This is a genomic window from Qipengyuania vulgaris (assembly GCF_009827325.1).
GTDB classification, from domain to species: Bacteria; Pseudomonadota; Alphaproteobacteria; order Sphingomonadales; family Sphingomonadaceae; genus Qipengyuania; species Qipengyuania vulgaris.
Genome location: NZ_WTYC01000001.1, coordinates 530,915 through 552,845, shown reverse-complemented (window position 1 = coordinate 552,845; position 21,931 = coordinate 530,915). Strand labels below are relative to the sequence as shown.

The 21,931-nt window shown below is 61.2% G+C and carries 13 protein-coding genes; 10 read left to right on the top strand and 3 right to left on the bottom strand.

Translation table 11 applies throughout. The features are described from left to right. Window positions 1-7 precede the first annotated feature (7 nt). The 7 genes from GRI69_RS02720 to GRI69_RS02690 all read left to right on the top strand — a co-directional run bounded on the left by GRI69_RS02720 (window position 8) and on the right by GRI69_RS02690 (window position 8,222). The gene (locus GRI69_RS02720; protein ID WP_160726768.1) at window positions 8-583 is read left to right on the top strand and encodes an FKBP-type peptidyl-prolyl cis-trans isomerase; all 576 of its coding nucleotides are present in this window, start codon (window positions 8-10) and stop codon (window positions 581-583) included. Window positions 584-666: 83 nt separating this feature from the next. Continuing rightward, the gene (locus GRI69_RS02715; protein WP_160726767.1) at window positions 667-2,430 is read left to right on the top strand and encodes a DUF4153 domain-containing protein; all 1,764 of its coding nucleotides are present in this window, start codon (window positions 667-669) and stop codon (window positions 2,428-2,430) included. Between the two features lie 59 nt (window positions 2,431-2,489). Further along, window positions 2,490-2,792: an Asp-tRNA(Asn)/Glu-tRNA(Gln) amidotransferase subunit GatC gene (gene gatC, locus GRI69_RS02710; RefSeq protein ID WP_160726766.1), complete on the top strand. Its 303-nt coding sequence runs from the start codon at window positions 2,490-2,492 to the stop codon at window positions 2,790-2,792. Continuing rightward, a complete protein-coding gene (gene gatA, locus GRI69_RS02705; RefSeq protein ID WP_160726765.1) occupies window positions 2,792-4,285 on the top strand; it encodes an Asp-tRNA(Asn)/Glu-tRNA(Gln) amidotransferase subunit GatA in 1,494 nt (497 codons plus the stop codon). Before gatC ends, gatA begins: the two co-directional genes overlap by 1 nt. Further along, on the top strand, window positions 4,282-4,422 hold the full coding sequence (locus tag GRI69_RS02700) for a hypothetical protein (protein WP_160726764.1): 141 nt from the start codon (window positions 4,282-4,284) through the stop codon (window positions 4,420-4,422). Before gatA ends, GRI69_RS02700 begins: the two co-directional genes overlap by 4 nt. Next, window positions 4,415-5,911 (top strand): Asp-tRNA(Asn)/Glu-tRNA(Gln) amidotransferase subunit GatB, encoded by a 1,497-nt coding sequence (gene gatB / locus GRI69_RS02695; RefSeq protein WP_160726763.1) that lies wholly within the window; start codon window positions 4,415-4,417, stop codon window positions 5,909-5,911. Before GRI69_RS02700 ends, gatB begins: the two co-directional genes overlap by 8 nt. A gap of 148 nt (window positions 5,912-6,059) precedes the next feature. Then, entirely contained in the window at window positions 6,060-8,222 is a 2,163-nt protein-coding gene (locus GRI69_RS02690) for a S46 family peptidase (protein WP_160726762.1), read from the top strand. A 72-nt stretch (window positions 8,223-8,294) separates the two neighbouring features. Here GRI69_RS02690 and GRI69_RS02685 read toward each other — a convergent pair whose 3' ends face one another. From GRI69_RS02685 to GRI69_RS02675, 3 genes are all read right to left on the bottom strand, one after another. Beyond that, window positions 8,295-8,600 carry a hypothetical protein gene (locus GRI69_RS02685; protein WP_160726761.1) on the bottom strand — a complete coding sequence of 102 codons (306 nt, stop codon included), beginning with the start codon at window positions 8,598-8,600 and terminating at the stop codon, window positions 8,295-8,297. Between the two features lie 64 nt (window positions 8,601-8,664). After that, complete coding sequence (locus tag GRI69_RS02680; RefSeq protein WP_160726760.1) at window positions 8,665-11,538, bottom strand: M16 family metallopeptidase; 2,874 nt, start codon at window positions 11,536-11,538, stop codon at window positions 8,665-8,667. Window positions 11,539-11,593: 55 nt separating this feature from the next. Further along, a complete protein-coding gene (locus GRI69_RS02675; protein ID WP_160726759.1) occupies window positions 11,594-13,792 on the bottom strand; it encodes a penicillin acylase family protein in 2,199 nt (732 codons plus the stop codon). A gap of 121 nt (window positions 13,793-13,913) precedes the next feature. Between GRI69_RS02675 and GRI69_RS02670 the strand changes: the two genes are divergently transcribed. From GRI69_RS02670 to GRI69_RS02660, 3 genes are all read left to right on the top strand, one after another. After that, complete coding sequence (locus GRI69_RS02670; RefSeq protein ID WP_160726758.1) at window positions 13,914-15,362, top strand: helicase HerA domain-containing protein; 1,449 nt, start codon at window positions 13,914-13,916, stop codon at window positions 15,360-15,362. A 138-nt stretch (window positions 15,363-15,500) separates the two neighbouring features. After that, a complete protein-coding gene (clpB, locus tag GRI69_RS02665) occupies window positions 15,501-18,077 on the top strand; it encodes an ATP-dependent chaperone ClpB (RefSeq protein ID WP_160726757.1) in 2,577 nt (858 codons plus the stop codon). A gap of 370 nt (window positions 18,078-18,447) precedes the next feature. Next, the gene (locus GRI69_RS02660; RefSeq protein WP_160727025.1) at window positions 18,448-21,921 is read left to right on the top strand and encodes a TonB-dependent receptor domain-containing protein; all 3,474 of its coding nucleotides are present in this window, start codon (window positions 18,448-18,450) and stop codon (window positions 21,919-21,921) included. The last annotated feature ends 10 nt before the right edge of the window (window positions 21,922-21,931 follow it).

The window sequence follows — 21,931 nt, the reverse complement described above, 5'->3', positions numbered from 1 at the left end:
ATTCCACATGACCGAGATTACCCGCGTACCGCTCCAGCCTATCAAGAAAGGCTCGCTGACCAAGCTCTGGCTCGGCGTGATCGTCGCAATCCTGCTGGGCGCGGGGCTCGCATGGGCCGCGGCGCCTAAGTCTGCCGGTGTCGAGGTCCTTACCGAAGGCAATGGCCAATCGCCTCAGATCGGTGATGTCGTGTTCGTGAATTATGTCGGCACGCTGGACGATGGAACCGAGTTCGACCGTTCGCGGCCGCTACCCATTCCGCCGGGCTTCTTTCCCGAAGGCAGCCCGCTGCTGCTGGAAGAAGGCGCGATCATCCCCGGCTTCCTCGACGGACTTTCGCAAATGGAGAAGGGCGGCAAGTACCGCCTGACGATTCCTGGCGACCAGGCCTATGGCGCCGAGCCGCCTCCCGGCTCGGACATTCCGCCCAATGCCGATCTGACATTCGAGGTCGAGGTCGTCGACTTTCTGCCGCGTGCGGAATTCGAAGCGAAGGCGCAGCAGTTGCAGGCGATGATGGGCGCGATGGGCGGCCCGCAGGGTCCCGAAGGCGAACCTGCGGCTCCCGCAGCGCCGGAGTAATTTTCCGCAATTCCTCAGCTTTTCCTCATGCCGGGACGCTGACTTTCGGCTAGTCCTTCCTCCCGATGGAGGAGGGACTGGCGATGACGGATACCGATACGACGCGCGATACCGACTGGTCGCTGCGCCCCTGGATGCTCGCGCTGCTGTTGGGCGTCGCAGGGCTACTGATCCACTACGCCAGCGATTGGCAATACGACAATGTCCCGCCCTGGCGCGCCGCGCTGACGGGTTTCCTGTTCTTCGGCCCGCTTGCCTTTGCCTTCACGCTGGTCCGTGAACGCTGGAGAGGACCGCTGGCTTTTGCCCTGCTGGTCGGCGCCGTGATGGCGGGTATCGCCTGGCGGGTCGCACGGGCAGAGGATCATTACGCCGACGAGGGATATTGGCTGGCAGCAGGTATCGTCTCGATCGCGCTGGCCTTGCCGCTATTCCAGGCGCGTTTCCATCGCCTACGCTGGCGGACGTCCTACGACGACACGCACTTCCATGTCTGGACCGATGCCATAAGCGCAGGCGGGGCGCTGGCATTCACCGGCCTGTCCTTCCTGCTCGCCAATCTTCTGGCCGAGCTGTTTGCCGCCATCGAAATCGAATTTCTGCGCGAACTTTTGCGGGAGGAATGGTTCAACTGGACCTTCGCAGGGGTGACCTTCGGCGCTGCGCTCGGGGTTCTCCGCAACCAGCTCAAAGTTATCGGCACGCTGCAATCGGTCGGGATGCTGGTTCTGTCGCTAATTGCGGTTCCCTTCGCGGGGGCGCTGGCGATCTTCATTCTCGCGGTACTGGTGAGCGGCCTCGACGTACTCTGGGGTGCGACACGCAGTCCGACGCCGCTGCTGCTCTCCTGCGCGGCCGCCAGTTTCGTGCTGGTCAATTCAGTCGTCCGAAACGGTGATGCGGAGGCCAGTGGCAGCCGTGTGCTGCGCTGGGCGGCACTGGTGCTGGCGCTGGGTATCCTGCCGCTTTCGATCATGGCGGCGATTTCCACCGGCACGCGCATCGCGGAATACGGCCTGAGTCCGGAACGTATCTGGGGTCTGATCGCGATCATGGTCGCAGTGGCATACGGCGTGGCCTATTTCGTCGCTCCGATCCGCGGACGCATGACGCAGTGGATGGAGCGCGTGCGTAGGGCCAATCTGCATCTCGCAGCCGGAACCTGCGTGCTTGCGTTTATCCTTGCGCTGCCCATCCTCGATTTCGGTGTCATATCCGCGCGCGACCAGCTGGCGAGATTGCAAGCGGGCGAAGTCTCGGCAGAGGATTTCGACTTTGCGGCCCTGCGCTGGGATTTCGGCGATGCCGGGCGTGAAGCGCTGGCGAAGCTGGCGAAAAGCGGCAACGCCCAAGTGGCGAAGCTGGCGCAGGAAGCGCAGGCGCAGACGGAGCGTTCTTGGCCGCCGGACGGACTGGATGGTCGCGGAGAGCTGACCGACCGTTTTGCGGTCTATCCCGTCGGTACTGCGCTGCCGGCGGGACTGAAGGATGCCATCGCGGAAGTTCATGTCTGCCGGGGAGAGGTGGTCTGCCGGGTCTACCTTCAGGCAGATGACGAGACGGTCGCGGTTTTGGGCGACGGATGCACCGCGCCGCAGGTCACGGAAGGCGAAGCGGTCGAGCCCGGGCGTGACTGCGCGATCGATATCGAGCCGTTCGGGTTTCGCGATGGCGGCTGGAAGATCCTGACGGGCGATCCGCCCGCCAAACCGATGTCCAAGGAGGAAGAACGCGTATCGCTCCTTCGGGAAAGACGCGCCATCGAAAGTGGCGCGGTGACGATCGCGCCCTCCCGCGAAAGGGAGATTTTCGTGGGAGGCGAACCGACCGGACGAAAATTCGAATGATGTTGCACCGCCGCATAGCCGCTTGAAGAGAACCCCCTGCGCGGCTAGTGCGCACACCCATGTCAGTCACACGCGAAGAAGTGGCCAAGATCGCCTCGCTCGCCCGCATCAAGATGGGCGACGAGGAACTCGATCGAATGGTCCCCGAACTCAACAATATCCTCGACTGGGTCGAACAGCTGGGCGAGGTCGATACCTCCGGTGTCGAACCGATGACCGCTGTCATCCCGAACACGTTGCGCCTGGGTGACGATGTGGTCGATGCGATCCCCGAAACTTCGGGTGGTCGGCGCGAGGATATACTCGCCAATGCACCGGCGGCCGAACACGGCTTCTTCGGTGTGCCGAAGGTGATCGAATAATGCCTCAGAACGCAAACGAACTGACCAATCTGGGCGTCAAGCAGATCCGCGACGGCGTGGCCGGCGGCGAGTTCACCGCACGCGAAGTGGCCGAGGCGTTCAATGCTGCGGTGGCTTCGGCGAGCGAACTCAACGCTTTCATCGTCACCACCCCCGACCACGCTCTTGCTGCGGCCGATGCCGCCGATGCGAAACGCGCCAAGGGCGAAGATCTCGGCAAGATGGGCGGCGTGCCTATCGGCATGAAGGACCTCTTCTCGACGAAGGGCGTCCAGACCACCGCCGCCAGCCACATTCTGGAAGGCTTCACGCCGCAGTATGAAAGCACCGTCAGCCAGAAGCTGTGGGATGCAGGCGCGGGCATGCTGGGCAAGCTCAACCTCGACCAGTTCGCCATGGGCTCGTCGAACGAGACGTCCTTTTTCGGCAACGTCAATTCGCCGTGGAAAAAGGATGGCACCAATGCCGCGATGAGCCCGGGCGGTTCGTCGGGCGGGTCGTCCTCGGCCGTTTCCGCGCGCATTGCGCCGGCGGCCACCGGCACCGATACCGGCGGTTCGATCCGCCAGCCCGCAGCCTTCACCGGCATTTGCGGGATCAAGCCGACCTATGGCCGTTGTAGCCGCTGGGGCGTGGTCGCCTTTGCCAGCTCATTGGATCAGGCAGGCCCGATGGCGCGCAGCGTCGAAGATTGCGCGATCATGCTCGAAGCCATGGCCGGTTTCGATGGCAAGGATGCGACCAGCCTGGACATGGACGTGCCCAATTGGGAAACGGCACTCGATGCGGACCTGACAGGCAAGAAGATCGGCATCCCGCGCGAATACCGCATGGACGGTACCGACCAGGCAATCCTCGACAGCTGGGAACAGGGCAAGGCCATGCTGCGCGATGCAGGCGCCGAGATCGTCGACGTCTCGTTGCCTCACACCAAGTATGCGCTGCCCGCCTATTACATCATCGCCCCGGCAGAAGCCTCGTCCAACCTCGCGCGCTATGACGGCGTGCGGTACGGGTTGCGCGACCTGCCCGAAGGGGCCGGCCTGCAGGACATGTACGCCGCAACCCGCGCCGCGGGTTTCGGCGACGAGGTGAAGCGCCGCGTGCTGATCGGCACCTATGTGCTCAGCGCGGGCTTCTACGATGCCTATTACACGCAGGCGCAGAAGATCCGCACGCTGGTGGCGCAGGACTTCGAGAAGGCGTTTGCGGAATGCGACGCGATCCTCGCGCCGACCACGCCGACCGCCAGCTTCCCGCTCGGCTCGCTCAACGACGATCCGCTGACGATGTATCTGAACGACGTGTTCGCTGTTCCCGCATCGCTTGCAGGTCTTCCCGCGATGAGCGTGCCCGCCGCGGTCAACCCGGACGGTCTGCCGCTCGGCCTTCAGATCGTCGGCAAGCCTTTCGACGAGCAGGGCGTGCTCAATGCAGGTCTGGCGATCCAGCAGCGTGCCGGGTTCGAAGCGAAGCCGGAGAAGTGGTGGTGAACGAAGCCATTTTCACGCTGATCGCCGCGGTGGCCGTTGTCGGCGTGATGGCGGTGCCGGCAATTCTTGCCAAGCGGATCGGCCATGGCGAGGCGCGATTCAAGAGCGAAAACCGAAAGCAGAATGAAGATGACTAACTACCGCATCCAGGGCGCAACCGGCGAATGGGAAGTCGTGATCGGCCTCGAAGTCCATGCGCAGGTCACTTCCAATGCCAAGCTGTTCAGCGGCGCTTCGACCGCTTTCGGCGCGGAACCGAATACGCAGGTCAGCCTCGTCGATGCAGCGATGCCGGGGATGCTTCCGGTGCCGAACCGCGAATGCATCCGCCAGGCGGTACGCACGGGGATGGCGATCGAGGCGCAGATCAACAAATGGAGCCGGTTCGACCGCAAGAACTACTTCTATGCCGACCTGCCGCAGGGTTACCAGATCAGCCAGCTCTACCACCCCATCGTAGGCGAAGGACAGCTGCTGATCGACGCCGACGAAAAGGCGGGCATTCCGGAAGAAAAGGTCATCGGGATCGAGCGCATCCACGTCGAGCAGGACGCGGGCAAGCTGATGCACGACCAGCATCCGACCATGTCCTATGTCGATCTCAACCGTTGCGGCGTCGCCTTGATGGAAATCGTATCCATGCCCGATATGCGCAGCCCCGCCGAAGCGGGCGCCTACGTCCGCAAGCTGCGGTCCATCCTGCGCTACGTGGGTAGCTGCGACGGGAACATGGAAGAAGGCTCGATGCGCGCCGACGTGAACGTCTCCGTCCGCCGCCCGGGCGACGAATTTGGCACGCGCACCGAAACCAAGAACGTGAACTCGGTGCGCTTCGTGATGCAGGTCATCGAATACGAAGCCAACCGCCAGGTCGATGTGCTGGAGAACGGCGGAACGGTCGATCAGGAAACGCGCCTGTTCGACGTGGCGACCGGCACGACGCGGACCATGCGCAGCAAGGAAGACGCGCATGACTATCGCTATTTCCCCGATCCGGACCTGCTGCCGCTGGAACTGGAAGACAGCTTCCTCGAGGATTGCCGCGCCAGCCTGCCCGAACTGCCCGATGCCAAGCGGGCACGCTACGAGAACCAGCTTGGCCTGACGCCTTACAATGCGCGCGAGCTGACCGCAGAGGTCGAGACTTTCGGACGCTTCGAAACCCTGCTCACCGCGACCGCAGCGAAAATCGGCAAGCCCGAGGCGAAGGTGGCAACGCAGGTCGCGAACTGGGCCCTCTCGGTAGCTCCGGGCGTGGTCAAGTCGCTGGGCGAAGAGGCCAATATGGCCAACGCCACCGCCGAAGCGCAAGCCAGCATCCTCGCCATGCAGGACAAGAGCGAGATCTCCGGCGGACAGGCCAAGGAGGTCTACGAGATCGTCCTTCGCACGGGCCGCGATCCGCAGGAGATCGCCGATACCGAAGGCCTGAAGCAGGTCAGCGACACCGGTGCGATCGAAGCGGCCATCGACGAAATCATCGCGGGCAATGCCGACAAGGTCGAGGAATACCGCGGCGGCAAGGACAAGCTGTTCGGGTTTTTCGTCGGCCAGACGATGAAGGCCATGCAGGGCAAGGCCAATCCGGCGGTGGTCAACCAGCTGCTGAAAGACAAACTAGGCTGAGTTTTCGTGCTCCCGGACGGCTGATTGCGCGGGATTTGGTCGAACCCAGAAGTAACCCGCCGAGCGCATGCTTGATCCGCGGATCGTTGGTCCTTACGCCACCTGCCACCGTGCGTTCTTCGCGCACAAGGTAGGGGACTGTACTTCAATGAGAAAAATCACGACCGTCGCCGCCCTCCTGGCGTGCGCCGCATCCGCGCCACTTGCCGCCAAGGAAGGCATGTTCACGCCGCAGCAGCTTCCGGAGATCGCCGATGATCTTCGCGAAACCGGGCTGGAAATCGATCCCGAAGCCCTGACCGATCTGACCGGTTTCCCTATGGGAGCCATCGTTTCGCTCGGCGGATGCTCGGCCAGCTTCGTTTCGCCGGCTGGTCTGGTGGTGACGAACCACCACTGCGCCCGCGGATCGGTCCAGTACAACTCGACTGCCGAGAACAACTATCTGGTCGACGGCTTCCTCGCGAAAGCTACGGCTGACGAACTGCCAGCCGCGCCGGGTTCGCGCATCTACGTCACCACGGCGCTGACCGACGTGACGCAGCGCATGCGCGAAGGGACCGAAGCCCTGTCGCCGACCGAGCGGTATGAGACGGTCGAGCAGCGCATGAAGGACATCACCGCCGAGTGCGAACAGAAGGCGGGTTACCGCTGTCAGGTCGCCAGCTTCTATGGCGGTGCGGAATATACGCTGATCGAGCGGCTTGAAGTGCGCGACGTACGTCTGGTCTATGCACCGGCCGACTCCATCGGAAAATACGGCGGCGATATCGATAACTGGATGTGGCCGCGCCACACGGGTGATTTCGCGTTCTACCGTGCCTATGTCGCGCCCGATGGTTCGGCTGCTGATTATGCGGAAGAGAACGTGCCTTATCAGCCGGAACATCACCTGAAGGTGAGTGCAGGCGGCCTGAAGGAAGGTGATTTCGTGATGGCCGCAGGCTATCCCGGATCGACCTCGCGCTATGCCACGCTGGCAGAGGTGGAGAACACCTTCAGCTGGTCTTACCCGACCTACGTGACCCTGCTCAACGAGTGGATCGACACCATCGAGGAAGCGGCGCCCGAGGGTTCGGATGCGCGGGTCAAATACGAATCGCTTCTCGCCGGATTGAACAATTTCGAGAAGAATACGCGCGGGCAGCTCGAAGGCGCACGCCGCGTGGGCCTGGTCGACCTGCGCCGTGAGCGTGAGGAAGCACTGGCTGGCTGGATTGCGGCCGACGGTAGCCGCGCCGCATATGGCGAGGCCATTGCCGGCCTGCAGGCGCTGTCACAGGAAAGCGCCGAGGCTGCGCAGGAAGCCTTCTGGTATGGCTTCGCGACCCGTCCTGCGCTGCTTTCTGCGGCGCAGCGCCTCTATCGCCTCGCACACGAGCGTCAGAAGCCCGACGCAGAACGTGAGCCGGGTTTCCAGGAACGCGACATGACCTTCTTCCGTCAGGGGCTTCAGGCGCTCGACCGCCGGTATGAAGCCTCAGTCGACAAGGCGCAATGGATGCTGTTCCTCGATAGCTATCTTGACCAGCCTGCCGAAAACCGCGTGGCCGTGTTCGACAATGCGCTGGGTCTGACAGGCCAGATCGACGAGGCGATCCTGTCGGCCAAGCTCGACGCATATTACGCGGGCACGTCGCTCGACGATGCGGAAACGCGCCTGTCGCTGATGGATGCCACACCTGAGGATCTTGAGGCATCGGACGATCCCTTCATGCAGCTTGCAGTCGCGCTCTACGAGTACGAGCGTGGGCTGGAAGCCGAGAGCGAGGAACGGTCCGGCCGCGCGCTGGCGCTACGTCCCGGCTACATGGAGGCGATCACCCAGTGGCAGCGTTCGCAGGGTCTGGCGACCTATCCCGACGCGAATTCCACTTTACGGGTTACCTACGGCACCGTGCTGGGCGGTTCGCCCAAGGACGGCATGGCCTATATGCCGTTCACCACGCTTGAAGGTATTACCGAAAAGGATACGGGCGAAGAACCGTTCAATGCTCCCGAACGGCAGCTGCAGGAAATCCGCGAGAAAGATTACGGTAAGTACTATTCGCCCGAAGTCGGCTCGGTCCCGGTAAACTTCCTGTCCGACCTCGACAGCACCGGCGGCAATAGCGGCTCGGCCACGCTCAATGCGCGTGCCGAACTCGTCGGCCTGCTGTTCGACGGGACGTTCGAAAGTGTCAATTCCGACTGGCATTTCGATCCGCGTACGACGCGCACGATCCATGTCGACACCCGTTATATGCTCTGGGTGATGGACAAGGTCGATGGTGCCCAGGGCCTCATCGAGGAAATGGACGTGGTCGAGTAACCCTCGACAGCCAAGACAAACAAAAAGGGCCGCCGGATCGCTCCGGCGGCCCTTTCTTTTCGTTTGGGGCGATCAGCCCTGGCGTTCGCCGGTCAGCGGCATGTCGCCGAAAGCGCCGGCATTGACGGTGCCGGTCAGCTGGTCGCCATTGACGGTCGCCTTGCAGTTGAGCGTCATTGGCATCGGGACGGTCATGTCCATCGCCCAGGTCAGCTCGTCGCCGTTAATTTTGCCGTCCTTGACGTCCATCGCGCCCATTCCGCCGGCCATCGAACCGGTGAAGGTGTTGCCATCGTCACCCGGGACGACAGTGAAGGTCCCCTTCTGATCGCCCATGGGGCTTTTGACGACGGTTTCATAAGTTCCGGCTACGGACATGCGTATTCTCCTTGATTTGAACTCGCGTGGTCTTCGTGCTTGCTGACATGAATGTCAATAAGCCTCAATTCGCGGTCGGGGCCGACTGGACGACCTCGACATCGAGCCCGAGGCTTTCCAGCTGCGGCTCGACCTTCTCGGCGTCACCGACGATCACCCATACAAACCGGTCCGGATCGATTGCAGCCCGTGCGGCCGCATCGAGGCTGGCGCCAGTCTGCGCACGGTACCGGTCGGAGAGCAGCTCGTAGTAATTGTCCGGACGGCCGTAGAGCGCATTGTTCTGCATGGCCGAAAGAACTGCACCGGACGTTTCGAACTGGCCCGGGAGCTCCCCGATCTGCGCCGCCACGATGCGGGTCAGCTCGGCTTCGGTAACCCCTCGCGTGTCGAGGAATTCGCCGGTCTCGCGGATCAGTTCGGCGAGTGCATCGCCCGTGCGGTCAGCCTGGACAGGCGCCGATACGCGATAAGCAACCGCATTCTCGTTGGTTTGCGGCGCGCCGCGAACGCCGTAGCTCCAGCCCTTGGTCTCGCGCAGGTTCATGTTGAGACGCGCGAGGAAGTTGCCCCCCAGTGCGTTGTTCGCGTTGAGGAAGTCGACATAGGTTTCATCGCGGGCATCGACCGGGGTGATCTGGCCGCCGAGGATATAGCTCTGCGGAGAATTGGGCCGGTTGACCAAGACAATGCGAGCTTCTTCCGGTTTCGCCGGCATTGCCGGGAAGCTCTTCTCGCCCTTGGCTACCGCAGGCGCATCCCAGTCACCGAAGACGGTGTTGAGCGCGCCAACGATTTCGGCGAGCGGACGATCGGAGACGACGAAGACTTCGCCATTGTCAGGCCTGATCCAGCGCTGCTTGAAGGTCACGATGTCGACGCGCGTTATGCCCTGGAGCGATTCCACCGATCCGCTGGCAGCGCCGCCATAGGGATTGTTTTCCCCGTAGATGAGCGGTGTCAGCGTGCGCGCGGCAATCGAAGCCGGAGTGCGCAATTCCTGCTGGACGCCAGTGACCTGTTGGGTGCGAACGCGTTCGATCTCGGCCGGATCGAAAGCAGGATTGCGAACCACGTCCGACATGAGTTCGAGCGAAGGTACGAGATTCGCGGACAAGGCCGACAGGGTAAAGGTCGAGCGATCTTCACCGCCGCCGAGCGAGATGTTGGCACCGAGCCGCTCTTTGGCTTCGGCAAGTTCCTGCGAAGTGCGGGTCGTGGTGCCTTCGTCGAACAGCGACAAGGTCAGGGTTTCGAGCCCGCGCTTGGCGACCGGATCGGCCGCGCTGCCGGCATCGAAGCTCATCGTGACATAGGTCGCCGGAACGGCGTCGCGCATCGCGTAATGCAGCGTCATTCCATTGGCCAGCGTGGCATGCTGGACATCCGGGAAATCGAGATCGGCGCTGCTGGCGATCGGCGGGGCCGGACGTGTTTTGGTCACGGTGATTTCCTCCGCTGCCGCCGTTTCGTCACTGGCGGCCTCGGCTTCGACCGAGGCGGCTTCTTCATACTCGCTGTCACGCTCACCCGGCTCTAGGACTAGCGTCATCGCAGGCCGCGTCATCCAGCGCTGCATGGCCGCCTGGACTTCGCCGGGGGTCAGCGTGGCTAGCGTTTCAAGCTGCTGCGCGAAGAAGCCGGGATCGTCGGCCAGGACTTCGCCCGAGGCGAGGGTCACGGCCTTGCCGCCGAATCCGCCAACCTGTTCGAGACCGCGGATGGTCTGGGCAACAGTTGTCGTCGCGGCGCGGCGGACTTCGTCTTCCGTCGGGCCGTCGGCAATGAACTGTGCGATCAGTGCGTCGAGGCGCGCTTCGAGCACTTCGGTTTCGACGCCCGGCTTTGCGGTTGCGCCGACGTTCAGGATGCCGACGCGCTGGAAGGCGAAGTTGCCACCGGAAACGCCGACAGCGAGCTGTTCGTCGCGTACCAAGGCGTTGTCGAGGCGGCTCGACGAGAGGCCGCCGAGGATCTGGGCGCCGACGGTCAAGGCGGTCAGTTCGCGGTCGGTGATGCCGGGGGCGGTCCAGTATTTGCTGATGTTGGTCGCTGCGACCTGGTCACGCATCACTGTGCGCACGGGCGCAGCCAGTTCGGTGATCTCTGCCTGCGCGGGTTCATTCACCGGGCCCCGTTCGATTGCACCGAAGTATTTTTCGGCGAGTTGGCGGCCCTCGGAAGCCGAGACGTCACCGGCGAGAACCAGTGTGGCGTTGTTGGGACCGTATTTGTCACGGAACCAGTTGCGCACGTCTTCCATGCTGGCTGCGTCGAGATCGGCCATCGAGCCGATGGGCGAGTGGTCGTATGGGTGCGGCGCAGGGAAGAGCGTATCGATGATCTCATAGAACACGAGACCGCCGGGCTGGTTGTCCCCTTGGCGCTTTTCGTTCTGGACGACACCCCGCTGGTTATCGAGCTTTTCCTGCGTCACTGCACCGAGCAGATAGCCCATGCGGTCGCTTTCCAGCCACAGCGCGCGTTCCAGCGCAGCGGTAGGAACGGTCTGGAAATAATTGGTGCGGTCGAAATTGGTCGTACCGTTGTAATCGGTGGCGCCCATTTCCTGAAGGTACTGGAAATAGTCTTCAGGCGCATTCTCCGAGCCGTTGAACATCAAGTGTTCGAACAGGTGGGCAAAGCCGGTCTGGCCTTGCGGTTCGTCCTTTGATCCTACGTTGTACCAGACCGCGACACCGACGATCGGCGCCTTGCGATCCGTGTGCACGATGACATCGAGCCCGTTCTCCAGCGTGAACTTTTCATGGGGAATGGCGACCTCGTCGATGAGCGAGGTCAGCTCGGCTGGTTCTGCCGTATCGGTGGCGGCGACTTCGGCGCTGCCGGCATCGGCGACGTCATAGGCCGGCGCAGTTGCGCAGGCGGCAAGGATGAAGGGCGCGGCCGAAACCGCCAGCAAAGTCTTAAAACGCATGAATTCTCCCCTGAACGCGACTCATACAAATAACTATTGGTACGCTAGCCAGTGATTAGCGGTGCGTCACCGTCTTTCGAGTGACGGCATTGGCCAATACATCTTCGCGCCAAAAATGGACCGGTTTCAAACGGTGCTGGATGAACAGTGTGGACTGGTCAGTATAGTGCGGCGACTGCGGCTTTGTGGTTGCTGCTCCGAAAGGCTGGATCGAGCGCGATGCAACACGCTCGCCCGGGAGCCATTCGACCCATTGGATGAAACTGTCGCCGTGGCGCACGGCAAGCCTTCCGTCTTCTTCGACGTCCCACAGCGTAGAGGCGCGGAGCGTGTCGGATCCGCCGTCCAGCGGAAGGTCGACTTCGCCCTGACGCAAGCGGAGTAGGTCTCCCATCGGAGGATCGATGCGCCCGAAATGCGTTTCGAGATGATCGACCGCCTTTGCGAGTTCCTCGCGTACATCGGGCCATGGATTGTTCTGATAGGACGACGACATAAATTCGCGGATCATGAGCAAGGCGAGGCTATCAGCCCGTCCGATATTGTCGGCCCGGAAATCCCAACCGAGAAGCAGGTTGCGGGCTCGGTCTAGGTCAGGATCGTCGGAAAGATCGAGTGCGGCGAGATCTTCCCACAGATTGGCAACGTATCCGCTGCGCTCGTAATCCGTATCGTACTTGATCTCTTCAAGCGTCTCGCGATCTAGCCGCTCAGCCTCGGTCATCAGCTTCCACGCGCGACGCGAGCGGTTGGTCTGTTTGAGTTCGACGCCCAGTTCCGGCGCAAATTCATCAGGCGAAAGGTCGCTGCCTTCGCCTGCCGCCGTAAAGGGGGCATTGTTCGCATTGTAGAGCCAGCCCGAGGCCGGGTTCAGATAACGCGGCAGTTCTTCGTAATCGACTGGCCCGCCCCACACGAGCGCCGGGTCGGAACCGTCCAGCACGCCGCGCCAGTTCGGCCCCTCCGGGCGATCCGGCAGGGCGGCGTTGTAGACGTAGGCGATGTTCCCTTCCTGGTCGCCATAGATGAAGTTGGTCGAGGGAATGTCCATCCGCGCGAGGATGGCCTCCCACTCTTCCAGACTTTCGGCCTTGTTCATCCGGTAATAGGCATCGAGCTGGCCCAGATTGTCGATCCCGCCATAGCGAAAGGCGAAGGCACCGCGATCGTTGATGATGACTGGGCCGTGGACACTGCGATGGACATCGCGCCGGATCGGAAGGACAATCGGACCAATCTTGACCGGCAGCGTGACGGTGCGTGTTTCAAGGTCGCGCCACTCGCCGCCAAAGCGGTAGCGGTTACCCGTCTCGTCCAGTTCGAGTTCGTACACATCTACCATGTCGGGCGTGTTGACCGTGTTGGTCCACCCAAGCGCCTCGTTATGGCCAAGGAAGGGGAAGGGCGATCCGGGGAAGTTCGCACCGGCATAGTGCCAGCCTTCCTCGCTCTCCACGACCAGTTCGTACCATGCCACGCCGCCGCGCCAGGGCTGGTGGCTGTTGGATACGAGGATGGTCGGGCCGCCTGATTTCTCCGGCGTGACTGCAAAGGCATTGGATCCGTTGTGTGCGGCGTCCTTCCCGAATGGCGAGTAGGCGACTTTTTCGGCTTCATCTTGCCCTTCGGCACGGGCTGGCGTGCCTTCGCGGGGATAACCGGGAATATCTGGGCCGTACTCGGCGCGCAGGTCCTCGCCCGCCACCAGTGGTTCGATCACGTTGTTGAGGCCAAAGAAGAACGGCTGGCGCAGTGCGAACCCGGCGGCAACATCCTTGCCGTTTACCGGGAAGAGATTGCCCAGCTTGATCTCGTCCGGGTTCTGTTCGGCATAATCGTTGAGGCCGGTGGCATAGGCTTCGAAAAGCGCACGCGTGTCTTCGGGCAGTCCGGGATAGTGCCGATCCGCGGTGCCGCGTGCGTCGAGGAGGTGATAGACATAATCGATGGCGGCACCGTCTTGACCCGCAATTGCACCGTAGCGCCCGCGGGCCATGGCGACGACGTCCTGCAGGGTCGCGAAATCGTCTTCCGAATGGGCAATGGCGACGCCGTATGCCACGTCGCGGTCGCGCTCTCCGTAGATGTGCGGAACGCCGAATTCGTCGCGGATAATTTCGGCGGAATAGCTGGCCTGAGGCGGTAATATGCCCTCGCGCTTTGCCCAGAACGGTTCCCACGTCGCCAATGCCACGAATGCGACAAGCACAATTACCACCAGGGCGGCTGCGACACGCCCGATCCATTTTTTCATGAAATTCAGTCCTCTCTTGCAACCTGCCTAGCGAGGGGATGGCGGTGAAGCAATCGCCGCTGGGCAAAACTGTTACGGGCGGCCTAGTCGCCAAAGGATTCGGCACGCTAGCCGTGGGCTTGTGACATCGCAGATCACCATCGGCCACACGACCACCGGCAAAGCGGTTGAGTTCGACATCGAGGAGCTCCTCGCAACCCGCCTGCTCGTCCAGGGGAATTCGGGCAGCGGAAAGTCGCATCTGCTTCGCCGCCTGCTCGAACAGAGCGCAGGCATGGTCCAGCAGGTGGTGATCGATCCCGAGGGTGATTTTCCCTCGCTGGCGGAGGAATTCGGGCATGTCGTGATCGACGGATCGGCGTATTCCCCCGGAGAGATAGAGGCGCTTGCGCGCCGTATCCGGGAACACCGCGCCAGCGTGGTTCTCGATCTTGATGGGCTGGAGGTCGAACAGCAGATCCGCTGCGCCGCGCAATTCCTGACCGCGCTATTCGACGCCCCGCGAGAGCATTGGTATCCCGCGCTGGTGGTCGTCGACGAGGCGCAGATGTTTGCGCCCGCAGCCGCAGGCGAGATGGCCGAAGACACGCGCCGCATGACGCTGTCTGCCATGACCAATCTCATGTGCCGTGGCCGCAAGCGCGGCCTTGCGGGAGTGGTGGCAACCCAGAGGCTGGCGAAGCTGGCGAAGAACGTGGCAGCCGAAGCCTCGAATTTCCTGATGGGCCGCACCTTCCTCGATATCGACATGGTGCGCGCGGCTGACCTGCTCGGCATGGAGCGGCGCCAGGCTGAGCGTATCCGCGAGCTCGAGCGCGGACACTTCCTCGCACTTGGCCCTGCTATCACCCGCTTGCCGCTGGCGGTAAAGATCGGCGCGGTAAAGACCGGCAATGCTGCGCGGAGCGAAGGGCTGATGGCCATGCCCGAAACGGCGCCCGAGGACATGGCCGACCTCTTGACCCGTGACCTTGCCAGCGATGTCGCCAAGGCGCCGCCGCCCCCCGCTCCCCCGCTTGCGCCGCGTCTGGAAGAGATAGAGGACAGCATTGCCCATGCAGAGGAACGGCAGGTCGAGCCGGCTGCCTTACCGGTCGACACCTCCTCCGTTGCCTCGCGGATCGAGGAGATCATTGGCGAACTGGCGGGCGAAGAGGGCATCGCCTTTCAGTCGGCCAGTGCACAGTACCAGACCTTCCTCACCCGCTGCCGCCGCGAACGGCTGATCGGACCCATGCCCGACATGCGTGCCTTCCGCCGCCGCTTCGCCTTTGCCGGCGCAGGGTTGGCAGAGCTGGGAGAGCATTTGCAGGCGCGCATAATGAGATTGGCAAGCGGTGTTGAGGAGGATTTGCTCGGCCCGTTCCTCGTCATCGCCAAGGCAGCCCACGCGGGAGAGACCGAGGTGGACGAACAGGAGCTTGCGCGCGCCTATGGCACCAGTTCGCCCGGACGTATCCGCCGGCTGCTCGATCATCTCGAACGTCAGGGCCTTATCGTGGTCCGTGAGGACTTCGGCGGCGGACGAACCGTTATGGTGCCCGGACTGGAAGGCGTAGACGCCGAATAAATTTCGGCACTGCTCTCCCCTTCGCGCATTGCACCCCTATATCCGGCTAACACACCTCGTGGTAAAAAGTGGGGCAGGGCTTGTGTTGCATAATCGCAACACCATATTCGAGCGGTACTTCAAGGATAGGGGTTTCGAATGAATCTCGAAAAATTCACGGACCGGGCCAAGGGCTTTCTCCAGGCGGCGCAGACGGTCGCCATCCGCATGAACCACCAGCGGATCTCACCCGCGCACCTTCTCAAGGCCTTGCTCGACGACGAGCAGGGAATGGCCGCGCAGTTGATCCAGCGGGCAGGCGGCAATCCTGGCGTGGCGATCACCGAGATCGATACTGCGCTGGGCAAGGTCCCGGCAGTGTCCGGTGGCGGGGCGCAGGCGACACCCGGCCTCGACAACGATGCCGTACGGGCGCTCGATCAGGCTGAGCAATTGGCGGAGAAGGCGGGCGACAGTTTCGTCCCGGTCCAGCGCATTCTCCAGGCACTGGCAATCGCCGACAACGCAGCGGGCAAGGCGCTCAAGGCTGCAGGCGTGGATGCCAAGGCGCTCGAAACCGCAATCCAGGAAGCCACCGGCGGCCGCTCCGCCGATAGCGCAAGCGCCGAAGAGAGCTACGACGCGATGAAGAAATATGCGCGCGACCTGACGCAGGCGGCTCGCGACGGCAAGCTGGATCCCGTGATCGGCCGCGACGAGGAAATCCGCCGCACGGTTCAGATCCTGGCCCGCCGCACCAAGAACAATCCCGCCCTTATCGGCGAGCCCGGAACCGGGAAGACCGCGATTGCGGAAGGCCTTGCGCTGCGGATCGCCAATGGCGACGTTCCCGACAGTCTCAAGGGGCGCACACTTATGTCGCTTGACCTCGGCGCGCTGATAGCAGGCGCCAAATACCGCGGCGAATTCGAGGAACGCCTCAAGGCGGTGCTCGACGAGGTGAAGGGCGCCGAGGGCCAGATCATTCTATTCATCGACGAGATGCACACGCTGATCGGAGCTGGTGCCTCCGAAGGCAGCATGGATGCTGGCAACCTGTTGAAGCCTGCTCTTTCGCGCGGAGAACTGCACTGCATCGGCGCGACCACGCTCGACGAGTACCAGAAATATGTCGAGAAGGACCCAGCGCTGCAGCGCCGTTTCCAGCCCGTCTATATCGACGAGCCGAGTGTCGAGGACACGATCAGCATCCTGCGCGGCATCAAGGACAAATACGAGCTGCATCACGGCGTGCGCATCACCGACGGGGCGATCGTCGCTGCGGCCCAGCTAAGCAACCGCTACATCCAGAATCGCTTCCTGCCCGATAAGGCCATCGACCTGATGGACGAGGCCGCTTCGCGTATCCGCATGGAGGTGGAGAGCAAGCCCGAGGAGATCGAAGGACTCGACCGGCGTATCATCCAGCTGCGGATCGAGGAACAGGCCCTGCAGAAGGAAACCGATACCGCGTCCAAGGACAGGCTGGAGGCCCTGCGCAAGGAACTGTCCGAACTGGAACAACAGTCGTCGGAGCTTACCACGCGGTGGCAGAACGAGCGGGACAAGATCCATGCCGAGGCGCGGATCAAGGAAGAACTCGACCAGGCACGCATCGAACTCGAGCAGGCACAGCGCGGCGGCGATCTGCAGAAGGCGGGTGAACTGCAGTACGGCAGGATTCCGGAGCTGGAACGCAAGCTTCAGGAAGCGAGCGGCCACACGGAAAACGCTCTGCTCAAGGAAGAGGTGACCGAAGACGATATCGCCGGTGTCGTCAGCCGCTGGACTGGTATCCCCGTCGACCGGATGATGGAGGGTGAACGCGAGAAGCTGCTCGACATGGAAAACATCCTGTCGAAGCGGGTAATCGGCCAGTCCCAAGCGATCGATGCAGTGTCCAAGGCAGTGCGCCGTGCGCGGGCTGGCCTGCAGGACCCGAACCGGCCGCTGGGCAGCTTCCTCTTCCTCGGCCCTACGGGCGTGGGCAAGACGGAGTTGACCAAGGCACTTGCCGGTTTCCTGTTCGATGACGACAGCGCGATGGTTCGTATCGACATGAGCGAATTCATGGAAAAGCATGCGGTCGCCCGCCTGATCGGCGCACCTCCGGGCTATGTCGGTTACGAAGAGGGCGGCGTGCTGACCGAGGCGGTACGGCGCAGGCCTTATCAGGTCGTCCTGTTCGACGAGGTCGAGAAAGCGCACAGCGACGTTTTCAACGTGCTGCTGCAGGTACTCGACGACGGGCGCCTGACCGACGGGCAGGGAAGGGTCGTAGATTTCAGCAACACCCTGATCATCCTGACCTCAAACTTGGGCAGCCAGTACCTTGCCAATATGGATGACGGCCAGAAGGTCGAGGACGTCGAGCCGCAGGTGATGGACGTCGTGCGCGGACATTTCCGCCCCGAGTTCCTGAACCGGCTGGACGAGATCATCCTGTTCCACCGGCTGGCGCACGAGCACATGGCTCCGATCGTCGATATCCAGGTGGCGCGGGTGCAAAAGCTGCTGAAAGACCGCAAGATCGAACTCGACCTGACTGAGGCTGCGAAGAAGTGGCTCGGCCGGGTGGGCTACGATCCGGTTTATGGCGCCCGGCCCCTGAAGCGCGCCGTTCAGCGCTACGTACAGGATCCGCTAGCCGACATGATCCTGCGCGGTGACGTTCCGGACGGTTCGAAGGTCAAGATCGACGAGGGTGACGGCGCGTTGGAGATGGTTATCGGCTGACAGGGCGCACCATTTGTCATGAGCGTGCAACAACAGCGGTGATTCGCAGACTGCATACGAGTTTCGGGAAGTGTCCAAATGTTACCTTGAAACTTTAGTAGGCCACGGTCGCACTCAGTAGGCGAATCTTTCTCGAAGAGTTGATTTAACCGTCGCAGCAGGCCCTATGTTGTGGGAATTGCGCAACACCAGCCTCCAAAACCGCTAAGGTGCTTTGACAGGTGGCAAGGGTTAACGCACTAAGCCCTCTGTTGGGACTGGGGGCTTATTCGCCCGGACATTTCATGCAAGCTTGCGCCACTAGGGGGGCGCAGAATTTGCTGTCCGTTGGGTGGGAGCGCAGTTCCGGTTGTCGCAACTGGAGTTCAAAATGCGAAAAATTCATACAACTACTATAAAGGGTCTCGCCGTCTCGGTGTCCGCTCTGGCTCTCGTTACGGGTGGCCAAGCGTTCGCTCAGGACGCTGACTGCGCCGAAGGCTACGATGACGTCGATGGTGAATGTGTTCTGCAAGACACCGCTCCCGATGGCGTATCGAGCAATGACGGTAACACCGACGAGGTCGTCGACGTAACGGATACTGGTGCTACCGGTCAGCAGACTGAAGGCGCCATCGTTGTGACCGGCTCGCGCATTAAGCGAGATACATACAGCAGCATTTCACCGCTCCAAGTCATCACTACTGAAGCTTCGAACGAGACTGGTCTGTTCGACCCTTCACAGATTCTCCAGCGTTCGGAAAGCGCTTCTGGCCAGCAGATTGATGCCACCTTCCAGGGTTTCGTGCTTGATAACGGCCCGGGTTCGCAGACGCTAAACCTGCGTGGTCTGGGTGCCGATCGTACGCTGCTTCTCGTCAATGGTCGTCGGCTTGCGCCCGCCGGCGTAGAAGGCGCGCCGACCAACCCTTCGATCAACCTCCTTCCGGGCTCTTTGATTGATCGCTACGACTTGCTGCTGGACGGCGCATCCTCGATCTACGGGTCGGATGCTGTCGCTGGTGTCGGTAACGTAATCCTCCGTAAGGACTTTGATGGCCTTGAGCTTTATGCACGCGGCGAAATCAATCCGCAGGGCTCCGGCGAAGACTATACCATCAGCGGTGCTTACGGCTTGAATTTCGATCGTGGTTTTATCGGGATTGGTGCGGAATACGACTATCGCGACGAAATCCGCCTGCGTGACCGCGACTTTTTCCAAGGCTGCGCAACACATCGCGAATTCACCGAAGATGGCCAAATTCTTACGACCGACCTGCGTAGCAACGCCGTTGTTCAGTCTCAGAGTGGCGGAGACATTTCCGTTATTGAGCAGGATTGTGTCGTCACAAGTCAAGTCGGACGCATTTTGGCGCCCGGCACCTATTTCGGAAATCTCTGGTATCAGCCCGAAATCGCCAACTCTGGTGTTCCGAATTACAGCATTTTCCGGGATGCCTTCGGACGCAATGTCGATTCCGACGGAGACGGCTTCCGTGATGTCGACTTTCCTAACGGTTTCAACCGAAATGGTGCTGATCCGGACGAGGTATTCCTGAGCGAGCAGAAGCTCTACAATGTGATGGCTTACGGTGAATACACCCTTGCGGGTGCGGGCAACATTACGCCTTATTTCGAAGCAAATTACACAAGGGCTGAAATTTTCGCCGATAATACAGGCGCAGCGCAGGTGTTCCCGGTCGTTTCGGGAAGCAATCCGTTCAACCCTTGCAACATTGAATTTGGTGTTGATTGCCGGGCTGCGAACAATGAGTACGAGGGTTTCGCTCCGGGAACGCCCAACGCGCTTGCGACTGGTACCTCCCTTAATACTCAGCCCGTTTTTTCGGTGCAGGGCGATCGTGACAATACCGACGTGGTTCAGGAACAGTACCGCGGTGTTCTCGGTGTCCGTGGAGACCTGCCGTTCATCGGCTCAAGCTGGACCTTCGACACGTCGCTGGTTTACTCGCGGGCTGAAGGTAGCTCGGTTCGCCGTGGTATTCGCGAAGACAAGCTGCTCCTCGCTCTCGGTCAGGATCCAACCGCCGACTATAATGGCGACGGGATATTCGACAACGATGGTGACGGTATCGCGGATGACTACAATAACCAGCCGATAAACCTGCTACCAGGCGGCGCATGCGATGTGGCTAATCTTGCAAATCCCGGCGCTGCACTTCCGGATCTTACGGAAGGCTGCGTGCCGGTTAACCTGTTCGCTGGAAGTTTGCTCGGCAATGCGATCGGTACGTTCTCCAGCCAAGCCGAGACCGACTATCTTTTCGGGGTACGCTCTTTCGACACAGTGTATGAGCAAACCCTGTTGTCCGCCTTTGTCACAGGTGACCTTTTCACGCTGCCGGCCGGACCTGTCGGTGCGGTGCTGGGCCTTGAATATCGGAAGGATGAGATCGACTCGCAGCCGGATGCAGTCGCTTCTAACGGTCTCTTCTATGGCTTCTTCGCCGATAAGGGCGCAGTAGGCAGCAAGGAAATCAAGGAAGCATTCGGCGAGATCGATATACCTCTTCAGGCTGGAAAGCCGTGGGTCAGGGAACTCAACGTCAATCTCTCGGGCCGTGTGACGGACGAAGAATTCTACGGAACGAACTTTACCTATGCCGTCAAGGCAGGATGGCGTCCGATTGATCCGCTGCTGCTGAAGTTCAGCTACGGGACATCATTCCGAGCCCCCAACCTCCGCGAGAACTTCCTCGCCGGGCAGAGTGGTTTCAATAATGGGCTGTTCGATCCTTGTGCGGTCCCAGCCGCCGCTTACTCGCCCATCCTTGACGGCGAAGGCGGTTATGATGCGGCCGAAGACACTCGTGAACAGAGCGTAATCGATAGCTGTATCAGAGAAGGTCGCGATCCCTTTACAGTCGGCACGACTCCGACGGACACGACCCAGTTCGCGAGTGCCGAGATTGCTTCCGGAGGCAGTTTGGATATCGAACCGGAAACTTCCCGTTCGATTACTGCAGGCTTCGCTTTCGAGGAGACGTTTGGTGACGGCTTCGACATGAGCCTTGGCGCCAGCTACTTCGATATCAAACTGAAGGACTCGATTATCGAGCCCGCGTCGCAATTCATTGTCAATGACTGCTTCGCATTGCGGGAAGCAGATTCGCGCAGCCCGTTCTGTGATCGTCTGACATATGATCCGAATGGCCGGATGTTGATCTCGGATGTCGAAGCCGGGTTCATTAACTTGAACCAAGAAAGTGTTCGTGGTGTCGACATTAATGGTTTCGTCGGCAAGGAAGTAGGCGCTTTCGGACAACTGATCGACCTGGGCCTCAATCTGAGCGCAAACCATCTTATCGAACGTAGCTCTTTGTTCATTGGAGATGATGGCGAGCCGACGTTCGACGAGGATGCTGGTGAGTTCGGCCTGCCGAAGTGGACTGGTCGACTGACCTTTACAGCAGATATCGATAAGTTCCGTTTCACTTGGCAGACCCGCTATACGGGGCCGGTTGAATTGGACGAAGATATCCAAGATGAATTCAGCGACGCGTTCAACAACCGTCCGGATGGTCAGCCGATTACCGACGACACGCCCGCTCCGAACGCTGTTAGCGATACTTGCACGGGTGCTGGTTCTGCTAACGGTGTAGTTGCAGGAGACGGCGTATTCTGTCGTGACGTCGATTTTGCCGACGAGCAGTTCCTGCACACGGCATCGATCCGCTATCGTGCCGATCGGTTCACTGTCATTGCGGGCGTCGACAACATCTTCAACACTGCTCCGCCATTGGTGGATCCGAGTGAAGTTCTGTCGATCGCCAACACCGCGATTGGTAACGGATACGATTACGACGGACGCGAGTTCTTCGCATCGGTTCGCTTCGACTTCTGATGTCGTTCAT